This window comes from Paenibacillus sp. AK002, assembly GCF_053903045.1.
In genome coordinates, this window is the sequence record NZ_CP096377.1 from 6136924 (window position 1) to 6158412 (window position 21489).

The 21489-nt window shown below is 51.4% G+C and carries 16 protein-coding genes; 3 read left to right on the top strand and 13 right to left on the bottom strand.

What is annotated here, in order from left to right; genetic code table 11:
• Positions 1-499 precede the first annotated feature (499 nt).
• The 3 genes from M1D70_RS27690 to yicI all read right to left on the bottom strand — a co-directional run bounded on the left by M1D70_RS27690 (position 500) and on the right by yicI (position 6377).
• Entirely contained in the window at positions 500-2056 is a 1557-nt protein-coding gene (locus M1D70_RS27690) for a response regulator (protein ID WP_456288481.1), read from the bottom strand.
• Positions 2031-3839, bottom strand: a complete 1809-nt coding sequence (locus M1D70_RS27695; RefSeq protein WP_456288482.1) for a cache domain-containing sensor histidine kinase — start codon at positions 3837-3839, stop codon at positions 2031-2033. The genes M1D70_RS27690 and M1D70_RS27695 overlap by 26 nt, the downstream gene beginning before the upstream one ends.
• A 213-nt stretch (positions 3840-4052) precedes the next feature.
• A complete protein-coding gene (gene yicI, locus M1D70_RS27700; RefSeq protein ID WP_456288483.1) occupies positions 4053-6377 on the bottom strand; it encodes an alpha-xylosidase in 2325 nt (774 codons plus the stop codon).
• 172 nt (positions 6378-6549) lie between these two features.
• Here yicI and M1D70_RS27705 point away from each other — a divergent pair, with 172 nt between their 5' ends.
• Complete coding sequence (locus M1D70_RS27705) at positions 6550-7428, top strand: helix-turn-helix transcriptional regulator (RefSeq protein WP_009590133.1); 879 nt, start codon at positions 6550-6552, stop codon at positions 7426-7428.
• Here M1D70_RS27705 and M1D70_RS27710 read toward each other — a convergent pair.
• Both M1D70_RS27710 and M1D70_RS27715 read right to left on the bottom strand, forming a co-directional pair.
• The gene (locus tag M1D70_RS27710; RefSeq protein ID WP_456288484.1) at positions 7423-8826 is read right to left on the bottom strand and encodes a glycosyl hydrolase family 18 protein; all 1404 of its coding nucleotides are present in this window, start codon (positions 8824-8826) and stop codon (positions 7423-7425) included. The genes M1D70_RS27705 and M1D70_RS27710 overlap by 6 nt on opposite strands.
• 322 nt (positions 8827-9148) lie before the next feature.
• Positions 9149-9901 carry a YqcI/YcgG family protein gene (locus M1D70_RS27715; RefSeq protein ID WP_009590129.1) on the bottom strand — a complete coding sequence of 251 codons (753 nt, stop codon included), beginning with the start codon at positions 9899-9901 and terminating at the stop codon, positions 9149-9151.
• Between the two features lie 183 nt (positions 9902-10084).
• Between M1D70_RS27715 and rnjA the strand changes: the two genes are divergently transcribed.
• A complete protein-coding gene (gene rnjA / locus M1D70_RS27720) occupies positions 10085-11803 on the top strand; it encodes a ribonuclease J1 (RefSeq protein WP_009590112.1) in 1719 nt (572 codons plus the stop codon).
• Between the two features lie 159 nt (positions 11804-11962).
• Here the strand turns inward: rnjA and M1D70_RS27725 are convergent, their stop codons facing one another.
• Both M1D70_RS27725 and M1D70_RS27730 read right to left on the bottom strand, forming a co-directional pair.
• Entirely contained in the window at positions 11963-13186 is a 1224-nt protein-coding gene (locus tag M1D70_RS27725) for an MFS transporter (protein ID WP_009590119.1), read from the bottom strand.
• A gap of 61 nt (positions 13187-13247) precedes the next feature.
• Complete coding sequence (locus M1D70_RS27730; RefSeq protein WP_456288485.1) at positions 13248-14321, bottom strand: ATP-binding protein; 1074 nt, start codon at positions 14319-14321, stop codon at positions 13248-13250.
• Positions 14322-14628: 307 nt separating this feature from the next.
• Here M1D70_RS27730 and M1D70_RS27735 point away from each other — a divergent pair, with 307 nt between their 5' ends.
• Complete coding sequence (locus M1D70_RS27735) at positions 14629-15249, top strand: hypothetical protein (RefSeq protein WP_009590113.1); 621 nt, start codon at positions 14629-14631, stop codon at positions 15247-15249.
• A 207-nt stretch (positions 15250-15456) separates the two neighbouring features.
• Here the strand turns inward: M1D70_RS27735 and M1D70_RS27740 are convergent, their stop codons facing one another.
• The 6 genes from M1D70_RS27740 to M1D70_RS27765 all read right to left on the bottom strand — a co-directional run bounded on the left by M1D70_RS27740 (position 15457) and on the right by M1D70_RS27765 (position 21420).
• Positions 15457-16107, bottom strand: a complete 651-nt coding sequence (locus tag M1D70_RS27740) for a YqaA family protein (RefSeq protein ID WP_009590138.1) — start codon at positions 16105-16107, stop codon at positions 15457-15459.
• A gap of 261 nt (positions 16108-16368) precedes the next feature.
• Positions 16369-17181, bottom strand: a complete 813-nt coding sequence (gene pdxK, locus M1D70_RS27745) for a pyridoxine/pyridoxal/pyridoxamine kinase (protein WP_009590124.1) — start codon at positions 17179-17181, stop codon at positions 16369-16371.
• 1243 nt (positions 17182-18424) lie between these two features.
• Positions 18425-19171, bottom strand: a complete 747-nt coding sequence (map, locus tag M1D70_RS27750; RefSeq protein ID WP_456288486.1) for a type I methionyl aminopeptidase — start codon at positions 19169-19171, stop codon at positions 18425-18427.
• Between the two features lie 253 nt (positions 19172-19424).
• Positions 19425-19562, bottom strand: coding sequence for a hypothetical protein (locus M1D70_RS27755; protein WP_009590127.1), 138 nt, complete (start codon positions 19560-19562; stop codon positions 19425-19427).
• 140 nt (positions 19563-19702) lie between these two features.
• On the bottom strand, positions 19703-20488 hold the full coding sequence (locus tag M1D70_RS27760; protein ID WP_015737544.1) for a TerC family protein: 786 nt from the start codon (positions 20486-20488) through the stop codon (positions 19703-19705).
• A 299-nt stretch (positions 20489-20787) separates the two neighbouring features.
• Positions 20788-21420 carry a hypothetical protein gene (locus M1D70_RS27765; RefSeq protein ID WP_456288487.1) on the bottom strand — a complete coding sequence of 211 codons (633 nt, stop codon included), beginning with the start codon at positions 21418-21420 and terminating at the stop codon, positions 20788-20790.
• Positions 21421-21489: the final 69 nt, after the last annotated feature.

The following is a 21489-nucleotide window of genomic DNA, read 5'->3' on the forward strand; positions in this document are numbered from 1 at the left end:
GGGGAAGCAGAACGCTGAAAAACCCCTTTAGCCCGCTCCGTGTCCGGATCGTATCTCCGACCGCTGTTATACCCGGGAAACCTCGGATGATAGGGTAAGGTTGTTTCCCGGCTTTAAAGGCGACCGCTGCCGCTTCTCCGATACGATTCCGGCCCCTCCGCTCGGAGCTTCGCAGCATTTGGCAGCTCCCCCAATAATGCCTTGGGGGAGGCATAGGAAAAACAAAAAGACGCGTGCCTTAGTCGCGTCTTATAGGGCAGCGATATGAAAGTACTTATGTTTGGTCTGGTTGTAAGGTAAGTGAACGCTATTGGTGAAACAACAATCATTAACCATTTAGAATACGGCATCAGACGGCGCGGAGCTGCTTGAAGCCTATTTGCTGTGTGCCGGCTCACTGCAGTTACTCATGCGATACTCCGTCACAAGGGGCTGTATAACCTCGGCGCCACATCCGTTCTCTGCCGCGTTGTCGAATCAGCGTTACGGCACGGTTAAATTAAAGGTCCAGCTCCTTGCGGAAATTGGACGGAGACGTGCCGACGTATTTTTTGAATTTGCTATGAAAATAATCGACGTTCGTATAACCGACCTTCTCCGCGACCTGATACACCTTCATGCCCTGCCTCAAAAAATCTTTGGCTTTGTCGATCCGGACCTTATCGAGATACGTATTGAAATATTCCCCGGTCGTATTCTTGAACATTTTTCCAAGGTAAGCGCTGTTGTAATTAAATATCGAAGCCAGCGTTTCCAGCTTAATGTTCTCCTTGTAATTGCGCTGAATCAGATCCATGATGCGCTTCATCTCCTGATCCCGTCCGCCATTGCCCGCCTGCCAGATCAGCTCCTCCAGGAATTGGGACGAATGGCGGCACAGATCATAGGCCGTGCGCTGTCGGAATATTGCCGCAATCCGATCCGAGTATTCCTTCGTGCGGGACTGCAGCTCCGTATGATGCTGCATCAGTTTGTTGTGCACCCCGGTCAGAAGCTCCACGAAGGCGCGTTTCATCCTCTCCTCCGTGTATTCTTCATTCACCATGGCATACGCTGCCGTATGCAGCAGCTTCTGCTGCACCTCCACATTGCCCACATCCACTGCATAATAGAGCTGTTCCATCAGCTGCTTCGGATCATAGGGCTGCCGTTCTTCATCCGTGTTGCCGCCGGCAAACCGCTCGGATTCAGGAAACAGCATCTCCCCTGGAGCATAGAAGAACCGCTCGCGGATCCGTTCTTTGGCACAACGATACGAATCCACTACATCCTCCAGACGGTGGACCTGACGTCCCAAAGAGGCCGTTATCGCCGTGCCAGCCCGGCTTGCGGCTTCCTCTACCAACTGCAGCAATTCCTTACGTCCACCTGCCGTCAAGACCGGCGTGGGCATTAGGATACCGAGCTGTCCATGCATGGAAAACACCGCGCCGCGGCCGTTATCTTCAAAAGCTTCGATCAGCTGGTTTTTCAACCGGTCGTCGGTTTCCTCACCGGATTCATCGCTGCCGTTATGATGAACAAGCAGCACTTGGTAATGGTTCCATAACAGTCCCGACCGCTCGGCCATATGCCGCAAAGCGGCTGGATCGGGCTTGCTCTCCGGGTTGAACCATGTCTGAATGAACTGCTCGCGGCTCATATCGGAGGCTGCCCTGTTCAGCGCCTTCCTCTCCTGTTCCTGCTCGATGGCTTCTTTAATCTGCAGCAAATACTTGCTCAGCTCGTCCTCATCCACCGGCTTTAGAAGGTATCCGTCCACGCGGTGGGAAATCGCCCGCTTGGCATAATCAAAATCGGCATATCCGCTCAAGATGAGCAGATGAATTTCGGAATCCAGGTTTCGGATGGCTTCGATCAGCTGCAATCCGTCCATTCCCGGCATCCGGATATCAATCAGCATCAAATCCGGGTCGTACTTCCCGTGCTTCTCCAGCGCTTCGTTCCCGTTCGCTGCAGTATCAACAACCTGATACCCAAGCTCTGTCCATGGCACAATGCTCTTCAGCCCTTCGCGCAGTTTGGGTTCGTCATCCACGATCAACACTTTCATCATCGCTCTTTCCTCCTGTCGGAATACTGAATTCAATACGCGTTCCTATGCCCGGTTCGCTATAAATAATCAGACCCGCTTCAGGGCCGTACGTGAGCTGCAGACGGACATGTACGTTACGGAGCCCGATCCGTCCGCCGTCCTTCTCGTCGGTATCGTTCAAATAGCCGTAGATCATTTGCAATCTGTCCAGGGATATGCCTGCACCATTGTCCTCGGTCATGACGTGCAGTTTCCCTTCGCTGGCCGTGACCCTGACCCTTATGGAGGTTCCCTCTTCTTTGTGATCCATCCCATGTATGACCGCATTCTCCACAAGCGGCTGGATGATCAAAGGCGGGATTCTTACCCGGTTCGCTTCAGGGTTCACCTGAAGTTCATATTTCAGGCGGTCCTCATATCGGAACTTCTGAATGTCGAGATAGCACTGTACCATCTCGATTTCGTCCTTGATTGTGGTTTTTCCGCTGCCCACCTCGAGATTGCTCCGCATCATTTTGCCGAGCAGCCGCACGATCCGGGCAATTTCGGTCTCGCCCTTGAGATGGGCCTCCATGCGAATGGACTCCAGGGCATTAAAGAGAAAATGCGGATTGATCTGGCTGGCCATCATTTTGAACTTGATTTCGTTTTGCTTCTGCTCCATTAACCGCTTCTGTTCGTTGGACTCCTGCACTTCGTTCATCAGGTCGTTAACGTTGCCCACCATGGAGTTGAATTGACGGGACAGCTGGCCGATCTCATCCTTGCCGTCGATCTCCATGGCAACGCCAAGGTTACCGGTACCTACCTTCGTAATATGCTTGCTGAGACGCAGCAGCCGGTTCGAGATCAGTGAAGAGAAGCTGTAAATCAGAAGAACGGCCAGCAGCAGGCTGATGATGATGACGGTCATCGCCAGCTTGCTGATCCGGTTGGCATCCGCCACGATGCTATCGATCGAGAATATCGAAATAATGCGCAAGCCGTTCACTCCGGACTCCGTATTCAGCGGTTCGATCAGCACCTTGGAGGCTTCGTCATGGATGACCGACTCGTAGCTGCCGCTCGCGTGGTAAACGGCCCCGCTGGCATCTTCAATCTCGGCTAACGTTTTCCCGTACAGCTCCGGGCGGTTAGCCGCGACAATATTGTTACTGCTGTCCACGATAATCGTGTCGAACGCTTCCTGGCTCAGGATCGTATTGAGCATGCCGGTGTTGACATTGATCACCAGCACGCCGCGGTTGTCCTTGCTTCCAAGATCAACCCCCTTGATCAAGCTTAGGTACACCTTCTGATCACGCTCATCCTCAATGTAGTCCCAATAGATGACCCCGATATCGTCCTCCGCCCGCCGATACCATTCCGTACTCCTGATTTCATCCTCGGGATATAGAAACTCCCAATTGTTCAGCATGGTCGGATTGTCGCTGTAGAATCGGATATTCGATATTTCCTTGTACATCCGTATCGCCTGCTGCAAATCTGGATACTCCCTGTATGCCACGAACACGTCGTATACGCTTTCATATTGCCGGTTGGCCAGATTCCTCAGACGCTCGTCGTAGGACAAGCGGTAAGATAAATCATCCGCCACGTTGATGACTTCGGTCGACCGTTTCTTGACCCGGTCCACGTTCTGATAGGCTTGTTCCAAAGCATTGTCGAATGCAAATTTACGGAGCTCTCCCGTAAGGAATATCCCTACGATGGCTACCGGTACAAAGACCACGACCACAAATGACAATATCAATTTATTGCGGATTTTCATGTCATTCATAAGCTGAATGAAATTCGATAACATCGGACCGTCGACGCTCCTGTCCTTTAATCTTCGGCAAGCAAAAGTAAACGGTTACATTCCATCATGGATAAGCCTGCCTCAGGCCTATTATATCAGCACAGCCTCCCTTTCAAGGCCAGCTAAAATATGGAAGAAGCCCGACTCCAGCACAAAGCTGGTCCGGGCTCATCTTTACTATGTTTTTACCCGCTTAACAGCAGGGGGAAACCGAGTTTATCCTAGCTCAACGCTGAAGGCCATCGCTTGTTGACCGGCTTCCACTTGAATTTTCCCTTCCTGCAGACTCACTCCCGAGCCCTCCACGGAGGAAACGTTTCCTGTGTCATACAGCTTCACCGAAAATGGCTTGCCGCTGCCTTCCACCGTAAAATTGATCCGGCTGCCTGCACGTACAGCCCGTACAACCAGCTCGCTCTCTCCGTTCATGTTGCGAACGATGGCGGAAGCCTCGCTGCCGTCTTCCAATGCATACAAGCCAAGCTCTACTCCGTCTGCATAGTCATATTCCGGAAGAGCGTCGCTCGCACCCAAAGCGAGGAACGAGTTGCCGCGTACGAACAACGGCAGTCCGAGGAAACCGTACGTTTCCTTGCGCCAGGTTCCGCCATCCACCGTTTCTCCGGTTAACAGATGCGTCCAGCGGCCCTTCGGCAGATAATACTTCACGTCGCCTTTCTCGCTGAATACCGGTGCAACGAGCAGGGAATCGCCCAGCATGTACTGACGATCCAGCATTTCAACGGCCGGATCCTCCGGGAATTCCAAGAACATGGCGCGCATGCTCGGCACGCCTTGCTCCGATGCCTGTACGGCGGTATGGAACAGATACGGCATCAGGCGGCTCTTCAGCTTCGTGAAGAAGCGCGTAACGTCTACGGCCTCTTCGTCGTAAGACCATGGCACCCGGTAAGAGCTGCTACCATGGAGACGGCTGTGGCTCGATAGCAAGCCGAACGCCAGCCAGCGCTTGAACACATGGGCCGGAGCCGTATTTTCGAAGCCGCCGATGTCATGGCTCCAGAAGCCGAAGCCCCCGAGACCGAGGGACAAGCCGCCGCGCAGGCTCTCCGCCATCGATTCATAATCCGCATAACAATCGCCGCCCCAGTGAACAGGAAACTGCTGTCCGCCGACGGTTGCGGAGCGCGCGAATACCGCCGCCTGATTCTTGCCGAATTTTTCGACCAGCACGTCAAAGACCACTTTGTTGTACAGCTGGGTGTAGTAGTTGTGCATTTTATGAGGATCGGAGCCGTCAAAATACACAACGTCCGTCGGAATCCGCTCGCCAAAGTCCGTTTTGAAGCTGTCCACGCCCATATCAGCCAGCTCGCGCAGGTACCCTGCGTACCATTCGCAAGCATCCGGATTCGTGAAGTCCACCAGCGCCATACCCGGCTGCCACAAATTCCACTGCCAAACATCGCCATTGGCTTTCTTCACGAGATAGCCCTTCTCACGGCCTTCCTCGAAGAGGCGCGAACGCTGCGCGATATACGGATTGATCCATACGCAGATTTTCAAGCCTTTTTCTTTCAGTCGCTTCAGCATGCCTTCAGGATCCGGGAATACCTCTTCATCCCATTGGAAATCCGTCCAGTTGAGGCCCTTCATCCAGAAGCAGTCAAAATGGAACACTTGCAGCGGAATGTCGCGCTCCAGCATACCGTCCACGAAGGAGTTTACGGTCGCTTCGTCATATTGCGTCGTAAAGGAGGTCGATAGCCACAATCCGAAGGTCCAAGCCGGCGGCAGCGCCGGTTTGCCTGTCAGGCTTGTATATTTGTCCAGAACGCCTTTCGGGTCGGGCCCGTCAATCACGAAATACTCCAGCGACTCGCCCGGCACGCTGAACTGAACCTTCTTCACTTTCTCTGAAGCTACTTCAAAGGATACGAGGTCCGGCTGGTTGACAAACACGCCGTAGCCTTTGTTGGTCACGTAGAACGGAATATTTTTATAGGCTTGCTCGGAGCTTGTGCCGCCATCCTGGTTCCAAATATCCACAACCTGGCCGTTCTTCACAAACGAAGTGAATCGCTCGCCAAGGCCGTACACCCACTCGCCCACGCCAAGGTCGAGCTCTTCGCGCATGTAGGTCTGTCCGCCGTCCTCCACGATATGCGCCATGGATTTGGCTCTGCTGCCGGTGATGCGTTCTTCTCCTCTATAGAAGTGGACCGACCATTCCGGGCCTTTCTTGATCACGACGCTCAGATTGCCGCTCCGAAGAACAGCCTGTTGATCGTTCTCTTCGATGACCGTATGGTCACCCTCCTGTTTGTACAATTCGAATGCTGGTCCACGATCTCTTACGCCCGCATAGTGGACCAGCTTCACGCCGATGACGCCGGGTGCCGGGGAATGAAATTGCACGGTGATCAGCTGTGCATTGATGGTCGCTCCTCTGCCCGGAATCGGTGCCGTGGAAGCATAAGCCGTCAACGTATCTCCTTTTACCGCAAAATCATATGCCTGAACCGCTCCCGAAACGGAATATCCTTCCCGGATTAGCCAGTTGCCGTCTGTAAATTTCATCGTTACTTCCGCCCTTCTATATTTTTAAAATTGAACTTTCAGATGTAAGCGTTATACTATCATTATACTGATCCATTTTTACCTATTCTAACAATATCCGATTGTTTTATAGCACAATTTTGACATCAGATAACAGTATTCAGGAACACTTCACATCCCAAGGAGGTACAGCATGGATCAATCCATCCGCCAGTCGTTAAAAGAAAGCACCATCCACGGGAATGAGCGTTTCCCATTCGGTGCCTATTGGTATCAATTTGCCCCCGGCGCCCATGTGGTAGACTCCCATTGGCATAAGGAAGCGGAGATTTTTTACGTGCTGGAAGGCGAGGTGCTGTTTCAGATCGATTCGGAATATATCCCCGTCCGTGCGGGCGAAGCGATATTTATCGATGGGGGAGATCTGCACACCGGCCACGCCCAGGGCAATGAAGGGTGCAGCTTCTGCGCCATGGTGTTCGATGTCGGCATGCTCGCCAGCAGCAGCTATGATCTTGTGCAGGAAGGGATGATCGTTCCCTTCCAGGAGCGGAGAGCCGCTTTTCCAAGACGGATGACAGCCGGAACCGATGGGCGCCTGCTTGAACATATAAAAGAAATGATGCTGCTGTCCAAGCACAAACCGGCTGGATATGAGGCTGCCATTAAGGGGCATCTGTTTCTCATGCTGTTTCAGGCCGCTTCCTCCGGCAGGCTTGCCAACCGCAGCCGGAGCGAAGCGGCGGACATGACGAGAACGGAACGCTTGAAGAAGGTCATTCTCTACATCCAGAGTCATTACCATCGACCTATCCGTCTGAGTGAGCTGGCTGACCTGATCCCGATGAGCGAAGGTCAATTTTGCCGCTTCTTCAAGTCCATGACCGGTCAAACGCCCGTCGACTATATGAATTCCTATCGCGTTCGCCAGGCGGCGGAGCTCCTTCGTTCGCCGGACAATAAAATATCCGACATCGCACTCGATGTCGGATTTGGACACATCAGTTATTTTGTTCGGGTATTCCGCAAAATCATGAACTGCACGCCTTCGGAATATCGGAAGAAATTATAATTTCGGCAGGCTTGGTATGACCTGATTGCAGTCCCCCTGAAGCGGCAGGTTCCGGCATACGTATTGGCCGGCGCTGTTTTCGTTCGCCGCGCCGGGCGGAGCTGGCTGATGAACCCGCTGCTTCCAGAGCTGCCACAGCATGAATCCATCATTCGCTCTTCCTTTGTTCTTGATGTAGTTTACCATCGTTTCTACATTATAATAAGCCGTCGCGATGTTATTCTGACCGTTCATCATATCGGCATCGTATACCGTACCCGGCGCGGCATTCAATTGCAGGACGGCCCCGCCGGATCCCTCCGGCGCAATCTGCATGCCCATATTGATGGGTCCGTTGTATATCGCCTTGTAGGATTCATAGCCTTCGCGCGGGTCGTAATAAATACCGCCGTCGTAGGACATCAGATTGATAAAGTCGATCTTGCTGCCATGATCCTTAACTACGCGGTACATGGTACCGCCAAAAGGAGAACCCCACTGGACCTTGCCTTCCTCAAACGGCGTTCCCTTCACGTAATAGGCGCCCGTGGACCAGCCGGCGATGGAAATCTGCAAATTCGCGTTCCTGGCATGGATTTCATTGTAGAGGCTCGTAATAATGCCTGCGATCTCGCCATCCTTGGTACAGCTGAACTGGGCAGCCGTTCCTTTGTTGCAGCTGCTGCCGCTGGATTCCCAGTCAATGTCGACGCCGGCTGCGCCAAGATCCAGGGCCAAATCGACGATATTCTTGGCATTGAATCTGGACCACTGCGATCCTTGGCTGTATGACCAGCCTCCTACCGAGAGGAACGCTTTCGTTCCGCGGGCTCTCAGTGCGGCAATGTTGTTGCGCAGATCCTGCGACTGCTGGGCCGTAAATTTACGCTGCCCATTCGGCGTCGTGGCTCCTTCCACGAATTCCAAGCCCGCTACGGCTTGATCAAACGCATACGACCCTTGCGTATACGTGGTGTCCGGCCTTACGAATGCAAGATTGAGATGCGTGATGTAATTGGGAATGTTCGCAGCCGTCAAATCGTAGATACTGGTGTTCCAAGAGCTGGCGTAAGCGACGTACATCCGATCACCAGTCCCCGGAGGATCTACCGGCGGGTCTACTGGCGGATCCACCGGTGGATCTACCGGCGGTGTCCCTGGATTGCACGCTCCCAGGTCCTCCCATACTCCCCACTGTCCCGTCGTTCCGGGGATTTCACCCTGAGTCCACCATTTCGCTTTCCAGGCCTTACCTCCGTGGGATACGATATTGCCCCCGCCATATACGGCAGAACTGCTCCAAGCAGGCTCAGCGCAGACCTCGGCGGCTTGGACCTGGGACGTAGGAAAGACACTAAACACCAGTACGGCGATAAGTCCGAGAATCCATCCTTTCATCGTTCTGGACAGCCTTGTCATTCATTAAACAACTCCTTCTCCATGAGTATTCGGCTCATTAAAGCGTTTTCAAAGCTAGTGAAAGCTCCGTACCTTATACACCTCCAGACGCATTGGGATGAAATCGAGTGAAACACTTTAAGTGTAACTTGGTAATTTTTTGTACAACAAGGATAAGATTCACTAATTCAGGGGCAAAATCCTATACCTTGTCACAGCAGCGCATCTACGCAAAAAAAAGCCGACACCCTGCGCATGATCGCATAAGTGGCAGCTATTGAAATGGAATGCCTGTTAACCCTTACTCCAATTTAGGGTATGATGATAGAAGCATGTTATTTTTCTATTTATGAGTCTCTTTGTGCAGCCTTGCAAACGGACATTTCGACAGAGACTCCTCGTTATCCCGCAGGAAATATTGCTTCCATTCATAATTGTCCTCCGCCCCGTAGAACTTCAAGTCCGGGTGCGGGGGGACTGGATCATATTCGGTCAACCGCTTGCGTATCAGCACCTTGGTATGTTCCGCTTGCCTAGCCCGGGCATTGAACTGCTTCAGGACCCAACGAGGCGTAAAAGCAAGCATCATGTAGGGGAAATACCTGCTCTGGCGAAGCTCATGTGCCGGCGTTCCGCAATACACGAAATAAGGCTCGCCTGCATAACAAAATTCCCACAGATGATCGTCTGGTTCCTCCGGCAGGTCCGCCGGCCAAGGCTCCGTATCGTATTCGGTGGTCCGGCTCAGCAGCTGCCAGAACAAACGCTCATAATACTCCACACCCTCGAGGTTATCTCGGCCATGCTCCGTATGGATCAATACGACAAGTGAAGTATACGGGCCAAAGCCCCTGGAGCCTAGCCCGAACTCTTGCAGCAGTGCGGCCAATTCCCCCGCCGCCTCCTGCGATTCGCCGCGGTTGATAAAACCGTATCTAAAATGATTCAGCGCATGTCCTTGCACTGCCGGAATACAGGGGAATTTGGCGGAACGATCCGTCATTTTCTCAGTCAGCTTAACGATCGCTTCCCGCTGCCATTCCTCCGGCAATCCATAGGCTGCATCCATATCGTCCAACCTCATTAAACCGCTCATCACCAGTCCTCCTCTTCTACAGCATATAAGAGTGGGTAAAAATAGGTGACTGTCACGGACGAAATGCACATGAATTTTGAAAAGCGTTTCCCAAAAGCTTGAACTTTCTGATATCTTAAGTAGAGAAGAAATTAAAATACCAGGCTTATGCCTTAATTACCATAGAGAGGATTCTTTCACATTATGTCTAAACCCCTGCTAACCGATAAGATTCAAACTGCCAAACCGGCCAAAAAACCGAGGCCTTCCGCTCCGCCCGTGCGCATCTTTGCGCTGGGGGGACTTGGCGAGATCGGAAAGAACATGTACGGCGTCGAATTCAAAAACGAGATCATTATCATTGATGCCGGGCTGAAATTCCCGGATGCCGAAATGAGCGGCGTCGATTACATTATTCCGGATATCCGTTACTTGCTCGATAATAAGCACAAAGTAAAGGGTATGTTCCTGACCCATGGCCATGAAGATCATATCGGGGCTATTCCTTACGTGCTTCGTCAAATTCAGATGCCGATTTATGGCGGAGCCCTGACCATCGGCCTGGTTCGTGCGAAGCTGGAAGAGCATCGCCTGCTGGATCAGAGTGATCTGCGCATATTCCATGAAGACGAGACGATTGCATTCCGTCATCTTTCCGTTCATTTTTTCAGAACCACCCACAGCATTCCGGATGCCTTCGGGGTCGTTGTCGAAACCCCGTACGGACCGATCGTACATACCGGGGACTTTAAATTTGATTTTACGCCGGAGGACAAGCCTGCCAATCTGCACAAAATTCTGCAGATCGGCGGGCGCGGCGTACTGGCCCTGATGGCGGACAGCACCAATAGCGAACGTGACGGGTTCACCCCTTCGGAGCGCACCGTCGGCGATTCCATTCTGCGCCTGTTCCATGAATGTCCCGGGCGGATCCTGTTTGCGACCTTTGCATCCAATGTTCATCGTCTGCAGCAGGTCGTCGAAGCCGCCATTCGAACCGGCCGCAAAATCGCTATCGTCGGCCGCAGCATGGAAAAGGTGTTTGTGATCGGCCAAGAGCTTGGTTATATTCGCGTGCCGGACGGCATGATGATTGATGTCAAAGCCGTTAACCGCTATCGCGACGACCAGGTGCTGATTATTTGCACGGGCAGCCAGGGCGAACCCAATGCGGCGCTGACGCGCATCGCTTCGGGTGCCCATCGTTCGATTCAGATTCATCCCGAGGACACCGTCATTTTCTCGTCATCGCCGATTCCCGGGAACACCCAGAACGTTAACCGCAGCATTGATCTCTTAATGCGTGCCGGGGCCGAAGTTAAATACGGCTCCATTCTCGATATCCATACCTCGGGCCACGGCTGCCGCGAAGATTTGAAGCTCATGATCAGCAGCTTGCGTCCCAAATACTTCGTGCCGATTCACGGAGAATACCGGATGATGCTCAATCATCGTCATCTTGCCGTGCAGGTCGGGGTTCCCGACAGCAACGTCTACTTGATGAACATCGGCAACACGCTGTCCCTTTTCCGCAATTATGCGCGTAAGGGCCGGAACATCCCTTCGGGTGACGTCTATATTAACAATGGTGAACTTCGCACCCATGAGAAGGAGCTGCTTGAGGAACGCGTGCAGCTCGCACACGATGGCGTGGTGATCGTCGCGATTACCATCAACCGGGAAACGCGCAAGCTGCTCTCCGGACCGGAGCTGATTACCCGCGGGTTCGTGTATATGCAGGACTCCAAACCGCTTCTGCGCCGGGCCGAAGCAATGCTGCGCAAACAGCTGAACAAAGCCGGCGAACAGCGGGAATACAACCGTGCTGCCTGGGAGCAGATGACCAACAACACGCTCAACCGCTATTTCAAGCGGGAGCTGGGCAGAAGCCCGTACATTATGCCTTCCATTATGGAGGTATAACGCTTCGATCTCGCTGACGCTTGACGTTGTACACTAAAATAAGGGTGGACCCAAAGTGATTGAACCTTGGGATCCACCCTTTTTTATCATATCAGAAAGCATGAATTTCGAAGCCTGACGCCCTTCCTGTAAATCAAGTCCATGAAGCATGGGCCTGCTTTAGTCTGCAAGCTCCAGGCCTTTCGTTTCCTTGCCAAGCACCAGTACCCCCAGCGCCCCGATCAGGATGGTTACGAAAAACATTACGAAAATGATTTCGATGCGGGTCCCATTCTGCTTCAGCACGCCGACCAGCAGCGGCGCGATCACGCCACCGATCCGACCGAACGATGTGGCAAGCCCGACTCCCGTGGAACGAACCTTTGTCGGATAAAGCTCCGGACTATACGCATACAAGCCTCCCCATGCTCCCAGATTGAAGAAGGACAAGGATATGCCTGCCGCGAGCAGCGAGCCTTCCGTATTGGCGTAGCCAAACCAGATTGCGCTCAGCGCCGTAAGCACCAAATAAGTAACCAGCACGAATTTACGTCCGAACTTCTCGATAAAATACGCTGCCGTAAAATACCCCGGCAATTGAGCAAGCGTCATAATCAGAACGTACTGGAAGCTTCGAACCAAGCTGAATCCTTTATCGACCATAACGGTGGGAAGCCACAGGAACATCCCGTAATATGAAAATACGACCGTAAACCACAGCACCCACAGCATAATGCTCGTACGCCGATGTTCGACCGACCAGACTGAGGCCACACGCTGCCCGAAGGTCAGCTTCCGGACGGTCTTGGCCTTCTGCTCGATATACCTTGGCGAATCCTCGATGGCTCGCCGCAGGTAGAGTGCATAGAACGCGGGCAGAGCCCCGATGACAAAGGCTGTCCGCCAGCCGTAATCCGGAATGACGAAGTAAGCAATAAGCGCGGATAGTATCCAGCCTGCCGCCCAAAAGCTTTCCAGCAGCACCACCGCTCTCCCCCGTTCATGAACGGGCATGCTTTCGGATACCAGCGTCGAAGCTACCGGAAGCTCTCCGCCAAGTCCGAAGCCGGCGATAAAGCGCATCAAGCACAGCATGACAAAACCGGTAGCCAGAGCGGAAAGACCGCTCGCTATCGAGAATATGAGCAGTGTCCACAGCAGAATATTTTTCCGTCCATATTTATCCGCCAGAAATCCGGCCATGGCCGCGCCGAATACCATTCCGATCGATGTGGTGCTTGTCAGAATGCCGACCTGCTGCGAGCTTAGCGACCATTCCGCTGCCAATGCCGCAACAACAAACGAAATCATGCCGACATCCATCGCATCGAACATCCAGCTGGCACCCGCACTGAACAGCAGCTTGCGCCGTTTAGGCTCTTTTAACAATTGCATATTGCCCATATGAACCGCCCCCTCTCCTATATCTTTCTATAATGTAGAGCGAACCATACGTCCGGTCAAGCTAGATTATGCTGAGCGGCAACATGACCGTTATGGTCGTTCCCTCCTGAAGCTTGCTAGTCACATGCACCTGCCCCCTGTGATCCTCGATCATTTTTTTGCTGATCATGAACCCTAAGCCGTTGCCTTTCTCCTTCGTTGTGAAGAACGGTTCCCCGAGACGGGAAAGGATCGATTCCGGGATTCCGCATCCGTTATCCGTGAAATGAATCGCCACAGTCTGGTCGCTGCCTCTCTCCAGCCGTATGGTCAACTTGCCGCCGTCCGGCATCGACTCCACCGCATTTTTTATAAAATTTATGAAGACCTGCTTCAGATGATTCACATCACCGTCTACATTGGCCTCTTGCTCTCCAAAATCGGTTATGATCTCTACGTTATGTATAATCGCCTGCGTATTTAATAGCGTAATCACTTGATCCAGCAGCTGCCGGATATCGGCACGCTCGAATTTCACGCTTTGCGGCTTCGCCAAGAACAGAAGCTCACTTACGATCAGTTCGATCCTTTCAATCTCCGAAGAGATGATATCGAAGTATTCATCCTTCCGTCCGGCGCCGGAGCGAATCAGCTGCACGAATCCTTTGATGGACGTCATCGGATTACGGATTTCATGGGCGATTCCTGCGGCAAGCTGCCCGGCCATGGACAGCTTGTCGGACTGGATCAGCCGCTTCTCTTCCTGATCGGCCGCTCTCTTCATGTCGGTGATATCCGTCAAATGCGCCACATAGCCCAGCGCCCTTCCCTCTCTGCTGCGGGCTGTGCTTAGCCTACACGATACCCACCTGATATCCCCCTGTTTATGTATCAATCTCTTTTCCATTTGCAAGGAAGAGATCCGGCCCGTTTTAAAGTTTTCCATCATTTCCCTGTCCTTATTTACGTCCTCCGGATAAACCCAATCGTTATAGGGATGATGCAGACATTCTTCCTCCTCATATCCGAGCATTCTGCAAGCGGCCGGATTGATTCGGATAATGCTCCCCTCTGAATCGATGAATACCGATCCAATCGGCGCAACTTCTATCGCCTGAACCATAAAATCATAGCTGAGACATTCACTATTCATCATCGTTTGGAGATCCTCCTGTCTTTCATTGTTCAATTCGGTTTTACCTAATTTCTAGATATGGGATTGCTTCTCCTTTAGCCTATATGGAATATAAATAAAACGATCCAAAGGATAATTTGGACATGAAGCGAATATATTGGATATGAGGTTTCTAATATTTGGTGTCTATCCCAGCGCTATTCTAGTGAAATTGAGAGAAAATGGTTTTTTTTGACTTGAACGCTATGGCTTTTTCGTTTATTGTGAAAGAAAGCAAGTCATTTACAATTGCTAGTCGTTAGGATCGTTAACAAAGGAGTTTGCGAGTATGTACACGGAACAAGATATTTGGATTGTGCTTACAGGCACGGGCACCTGGTTCAGCAGAATGATCCAATATTTCACGAAGGCCCCACTTAACCATGCATCCATTGCGTTTGATTCCGAGTTACGCGAAGTGTACAGCTTTGGGCGAAAGAAGGCGAACAATCCGTTTGACGGCGGTTTGGTTCGCGAGAACCTGCGCGACCCTTTCTTCTACACTTCGGAGTGCGCGGTATACCGCTTCCGCGTCAGTAATGAAGACTATCAACGCATGCACAATCTTGTCAAAGAGATGATGCGTGATCAGGACCGCTACAAATATAATCTGCTAGGGCTGCTGGGTATATTGTTTCGGATTCATATTGATCGTGATGATGCTTTCTTCTGCTCCCACTTTGTCGCGACGGTGCTGGAGCAAGCAGGCCTGCGGCCTGTGAACAAGCCTTGTCATCTTGTAACGCCGGAAGATTTCTCCCACTCCCCCCAGTTGAATGAAGTCTATCGCGGGCCTCTCCATGGTTATCTTGCTCAAGACATGCCAGCCCCGTTGTCCCCGTCGCCGACATTTGTTCCTGTGACCACGAAAGGCCGAGGCAAGTTCTTCAGAATCGGAAAAACGGGTTAATACCGAAAATTTGTAGCTATGATATAAATATGTTTCCCTGATACCTTGGAAAAAAGCAGCCGGGCTCGCACCCGGCTGCTTTTTTTAAATAAGTTTTTTGGGGTCCCCGCAAAGTATTTGGAATAAGCATCGAAGCATAGGCTCCACTTTGTGGGGTTATTTTATATGTTCCTCGCGGGGATTAACCCCCGGCGTCATTCTCTAGCGTTAGGCCGATGGAGTCTGATCCGACGCCTGCTCCAGAACCGCCTGCTCCACCACGACGGGACCGGATTCAGCCAGTTTTTGCTGCTCCATTTTCTTACGCTTGCGTTTGCGGTTAAAGTACACGCCGATCAACAGAAGCGGAACGGCGATGAGCGCAATATATAACGATACATCCTTAACCATGCCCTCCGCGGCGTTACCGTACAGATAGAACAGGGTACCCACCACATAAAACTTGGTAGCCCGGCCCAGCGCGGCATATGCCAACAGTCTCCATAGGGGGAATTTCAAACATCCCGATAGAATCGTAAACACTTTAAAGGGAACCGGCGTAAAGGAGCCGATCAGTATGGCGGCTTCGCCGTTTTTTTGAAACATGTTCGTTGCAGCGTCAATCCACTCTTTTTTCAGTATCTTGTATAATACCGACTTCCCAAGCAGCTTTCCGATCAAATAGCCCAGCGGCGTCCCCAGCAAGCATCCGATAAAACCATACGTTGCAAGCCACAGCGCATTCTGCGGATGCATGATGCTAAGCGAAACCTGCAGAAAAAAGGCGGGAACCGGAAAAATGACAGCATCCGCAAACGAATGAATAAACAATCCCCATGGACCAAACTTCATTAAAAAATCCAAAATGTCCTGAAACATGTCTCAACCCCTAAACATTTTCTTCCTGTTTCTATCAGACCCTTTATAAAGTATAGCACATAATTATACTGGAAAGGACCTAAGCCGCTCTATCCCTGCCGAAAAAACGCGCAGAACGAAGCATGCCTTTGCACCTATATACTATATGCAGCAGGTTCGACTAACAACAAAAAAACCTTTCTTCTAGGAAGAAAGGTTTTCGGTCGCTCCTCGCAAGCGGAATTCCATGCATGAATAAGCTTGCAAAGAAATGCATCTTGTTTAATTTGCAGATAAACTGCGGTGTGCGGAATGCCTTGTCGGACCTACGAATTCATTCAGCGGGAAGCCGTTCGAAATCGCCTGGGTAATGAAGGCTTTCGCTTGCTGTACCGACTCGCGAACGCTCAAGCCCTTGGCAAGATTGGCCGTGATGGAAGCGGATGATGTGCAGCCCGCACCGTGGGTGTACTTGGTAACGATGGCGTCGGCCTCGAACCATTCGAAGCTGTTTCCGTCATAGAGCAGATCCATGGCTTTGCCTTCGCGGATCTTGCCTCTGTCTTTAATCAGCACGTTCTTTGCGCCGCGCTCGTGAATGATGGCGGCAGCCTCCTGCATTTGATCCAGGGACGTGATCGGACCGGATTTGGCCAACTGGGACGCCTCGAACAGATTTGGCGTTACCAAATCGGCGCGCGGGAGAAGGAATTCCAGCATCGCTTCCGTATTTTCGGGCTGCAGCACTTCATCCGTGCCTTTGCAGACCATCACCGGATCGATGACGATCCGTTTCAGATCATAGCGGTCGATATACTGGGAAACGAGTTCGATGATCTCTACGGATCCGAGCATGCCGGTCTTCATGGCATCGATGCCGATGCCCTCAAGCACGGTTTTCAACTGCGTTTCAACGATATCCAATGCTACCGGGAAAACCTGGTGATCCCATGTTTTTGGTTCCATGCAGACAATCGTGGTCAGTGCGGTCATTCCGTATACGTCAAATTCCTGAAAGGTCTTCAGATCGGCCTGGATGCCAGCGCCGCCGCTTGTATCCGAGCCGGCTACGGTTAATGCTTTTCGTATCGTCATGTTCCATGTTCCCTTCGCTTGTAAAATGATTACTCTATTATAAGAAAAACTGGGATTGGCGTCTATTCGCAGATGTCGAATTCTTCATTAGCGGTTGTTTTTCTTGCGAGATCAAGTCGATTGAGCTTCGGCGCTTTTTCTTCCTGATCTCTAAAGAAAAACTGGGATTGGCGTCTATTCGCAGATGTTGAATTCTTCATTAGCGGTTGTTTTTCTTGCGAGATCAAGTCGATTGAGCTTCGGTGCTTTTTCTTCCTGATCTCTAAAGAAAAACTGGGATTGGCGTCTATTCGCAGATGTTGAATTCTTCATTAGCGGTTGTTTTTCTTGCGAGATCAAGTCGATTGAGCTTCGGTGCTTTTTCTTCCTGATCTCTAAAGAAAAACTGGGATTGGAGTCTATTCGCAGATGTCGAATCCACTGATGTTGAATTTTGCATTGTCAGCGCATCACTCCGCCTGCGGATTATTCTTCCGATCGCTGTTGCCCCCAAACTTCCTTTGAACCACGATATCTATCGTTGGAATCAAAGGCGACCACTCCGTTTCTACAGAACAATTCCGCCTGCTCCGTTGGAGTCTTTTTGGTAAACCCTTAAAGAGACCAATTCAATTTGGCGTTGGTTCGCAGATGTCGAATTTTGCATGGTCACGCATCACTCCGCCTGCGGATTGTTCTTCCGATCGCTGTTGCCCCCAAACTTCCTTTGAACCACGATATCTATCGTTGGAATCAAAGGCGACCACTCCGTTTCTACAGAACAATTCCGCCTGCTCCGTTGGAGTCTTTTTTGTAAACCCTTAAAGAGACCAATTCAATTTAGCGTGATTCGCTGATGTTGAATTTTGCTTGATCACGCACCACTCCGCCTGCGGATTGTTCTTCCGATCGCTGTTGCCCCCAAATTTCCTTTGAACCACGATATCTATCGTTGGAATCCGGGGGCAAAGGCGACCACTCCGTTTCTACAAAACAATTCCGCCCGCTCCGTTGGAGTCTTTTTTGTAAACCCTTAAAGAGACCAATTCAATTTAGCGTGATTCGCTAATGTTGAATTTTGCTTGATCACGCACCACTCCGCCTGCGGATTATTCTTCCGATCGCTGTTGCCCCCAAATTTCCTTTGAACCACGATATCTATCGTTGGAATCCGGGAGCAAAGGCACCACTTCCGTTTCTACAGAACAATTCCGCCTGCTTTGCTCGGAGTCCTTTGTGTAGGCTCACACTATGGAGTCGCCACTTATTGCTCCGTCAGGATCACCGGGCCATCCTTCGTGATGGCGAGCGTATGCTCATACTGCGCGGACCATTTCCCGTCCACGGTTCTGGCGGTCCATCCGTCCGAATCGATCTTGCATTGATATGTTCCCAGGTTCAGCATCGGTTCGATGGTGATGACCATGCCCTCTTTAAGGCGAATCCCGCGGTGGGGTGGCCCGTAATGCGGTACCTGCGGCTCCTCATGCATATTTTCGCCGATGGCGTGCCCCACGAAGTGACGGACAACCGATAAATTCTGCGCTTCCGCATAGGATTGAATCGCATGGGAAATATCGCCGATCCGGTTGCCGATCACCGCTTGCTCAATTCCGAGGTACAGAGCTTTCTTCGTCACGTCCAGCAGATGCTGCGCTTCCTCGGAGACGTTTCCGACCGGATAGGACCAAGCCGAGTCGGCGAGCCAACCATCATACTTCACCACCATATCAATGGTAACGATATCCCCGTCCTTCAGCGGCTCATGGCTCGGAAAACCATGGCAGATCACGTCATTGACCGATGCGCAGGTCGCAAAAGGATAACCATGATACCCCTTCTGCTCCGGCGTCGCGCCGCGCTCCGCCAGGAACCGTTCGACAAACTGATCAATCTCCAGCGTCGTTACGCCCGGCTTGATCATGTTGGCGATCTGTCGGTGGCATTCGGCGAGAATATCGCCGGCTTTATTCATCTTGGCGATTTGTTCTTGTGTTTTGAGGATTATCAATCCTGCTCACTCCTTTTCATGGCTGTTATCTCCTACTCAAATCAAAAAGCCTTAGCTGACCGAAGGAGCTTAGGACAGGCATCTGCGTCCTCCTCACTCCCCGGCCAATAAGGCTGATTCACAATCACAAGGTGTATCTGTTTTCTTGTCTTGTATCCAAAAAAAGAAAAGCTGATAGCGCCCTACATGATCTTATTCTACTCTTAAGCCAAGGTAACCTCAATGATTTCCGTTAGGAATTTCTGCCTTTTGGTCAAATGCGGACAGGTACGGATGCCGCAGCATAACCGTTTTGCATTCTCGGAGGCATCTTCAACTCGGCGGTAACCCAGAAAGTCATATGACTCTCAATGACCAGGAACAGAATCAGGGCGGGCAGCATTTTATCCAATTTTAAGCTTCATTTATGCAATGACAATCGTTTCTCCTCATATCTATATATTTAAAGGTTGCGCAGAAACGATAATTTTACACGCGAGATCACGATTCCTTTCTTTTTCTATGTTCATTATATCAAAAGGGCCCGTTGCTTTAGCTTTCCACTTGTTTCCGTTCCTTCTGGGTCATATCGCTCTTCTCCTTGGACAAAAACCAGCCGAGGACCGCGATCAGGATCAATACGCCCCAGAATATGAGCTTCCAGCCGGCACTCTTGGGAAACGTCTTCTCTAATACAGCGATATCCGGGTGCGCGAGCGTATAGACGGCCAGCTTGATTCCTACCCATCCCACGATCAGGAATGCAGCCGTTTCCAAGCCGGGCCTTCTTACGAGCAGCCTGCCGAAATACGATGCCGCGAACCGCATGATCACCAAGCCGATAATTCCGCCTGCCAGGATAACCAGGAATTGTCCGCCGTCCATGCCCCCGATATTCGGAAGGCCGGTTTCGGGCAGCGTCAAGGCAAGGGCTACGGCGGCCAAAATCGCATCAACCGCAAACGCAATATCCGCAAGCTCTACCTTTAACACGGTAACCCAGAATTTTTCTTGCTTCATTTCCGCTTCCTTCAGATGTTTCTTCTTCTTTACAAAGAACTGCTTCACCATATGATTGATACTGATATACAGCAGGTAGAAGGCTCCAATCGCCTGTACGTACCAGACATCCGCCAGAAAAGAGATAATGAAGAGGGATGCGAAACGGAACACAAACGCACCGGCCAATCCGTAAAATAACGCCTTCTTCCTTTTGTCCTCCGGCAAATGCTTAACCATGATGGACATCACCAGGGCATTATCGGCTGCGAGGATCCCCTCGAGTCCAATCAACACCAGCAGCACCCACCCATATTCGAGCAACAGTCCCATTTCCAAACGCAATCTCTCCTTCATAAATAGGATGATCCGATTTACGTTTTAAAGGCGTAAAAAACAAAAAACCTTTATCCCGAAAATCGGCGATAAAGGTATCTACCCAGAAATAGGCTGTAGGAATAAGCACCTTTACCGAATCGGCAAAGGTCTCGCAAACAACTTTCGTTGCCAACAAAGCCGGAGACACGTTCGTGTCACGAATTGACGACTTTGCTGCGACTGCTACTCCCCTTTACTTGAATACATGAATTATAGCATGGCCGTTTACCACCGCCAATAGACTTTCAAAAATTTTACATTCACTTTACATTTCTTTTTCTCTTCCTCCAAAAATAGAGCCATAGTCCAGCTGCCATCAGCACTGCGACAGCTCCCCACAGGAAAGGCCTCTGCATAAATGTCTGATCTGCAGCCTCACCTTCGCTTGGAAGCATTCCCTCAGCAAGCGTATCAGACCCCGTTTCGCCAGGTGGAGGCGCAGCTTTCGGAGGATATCCGGCCCCTAGCTCGGATAGCTCCTTGCCGGCGGTGGTGAGCGGCTTCGTTCCGTCACAAAGCCCTGTTGTCAGCCGTCCCGACTCCGCGGACGCGAACACCAGATATTCGCTGCCTACGGCAAACTGGTCATAACCGCAGCTGGCCGATGACATGGCCGTGGTAAGCTCCGTTACGGGGTTCAGCTCGCCTTTCCATATTTCCGTTACCTCTAACGTAACATGAACCGGATCTGCCGAGGACATGACCAGCTTCCGCGTCGGGCCCGCGATCTGAGTCACCTTGCCTGCGAATATCGCTGCGCTCCGTTCCAAGCTTTCCGCAACCTCAGGCGGTCCGGCACATGAGCAAGCAAAGACGTCGGATGGTTTTATCGTATACAGGCTGACGAGCAAGAGCAAACAGCTAAGCATGATTATAACCTTGGATTTTCTCATCATAGGTCACCTCAATCCTTAGACGGCCTTTCCCCCTAAAATGTTCCAGCCCTATCCGTAAATGCGCCG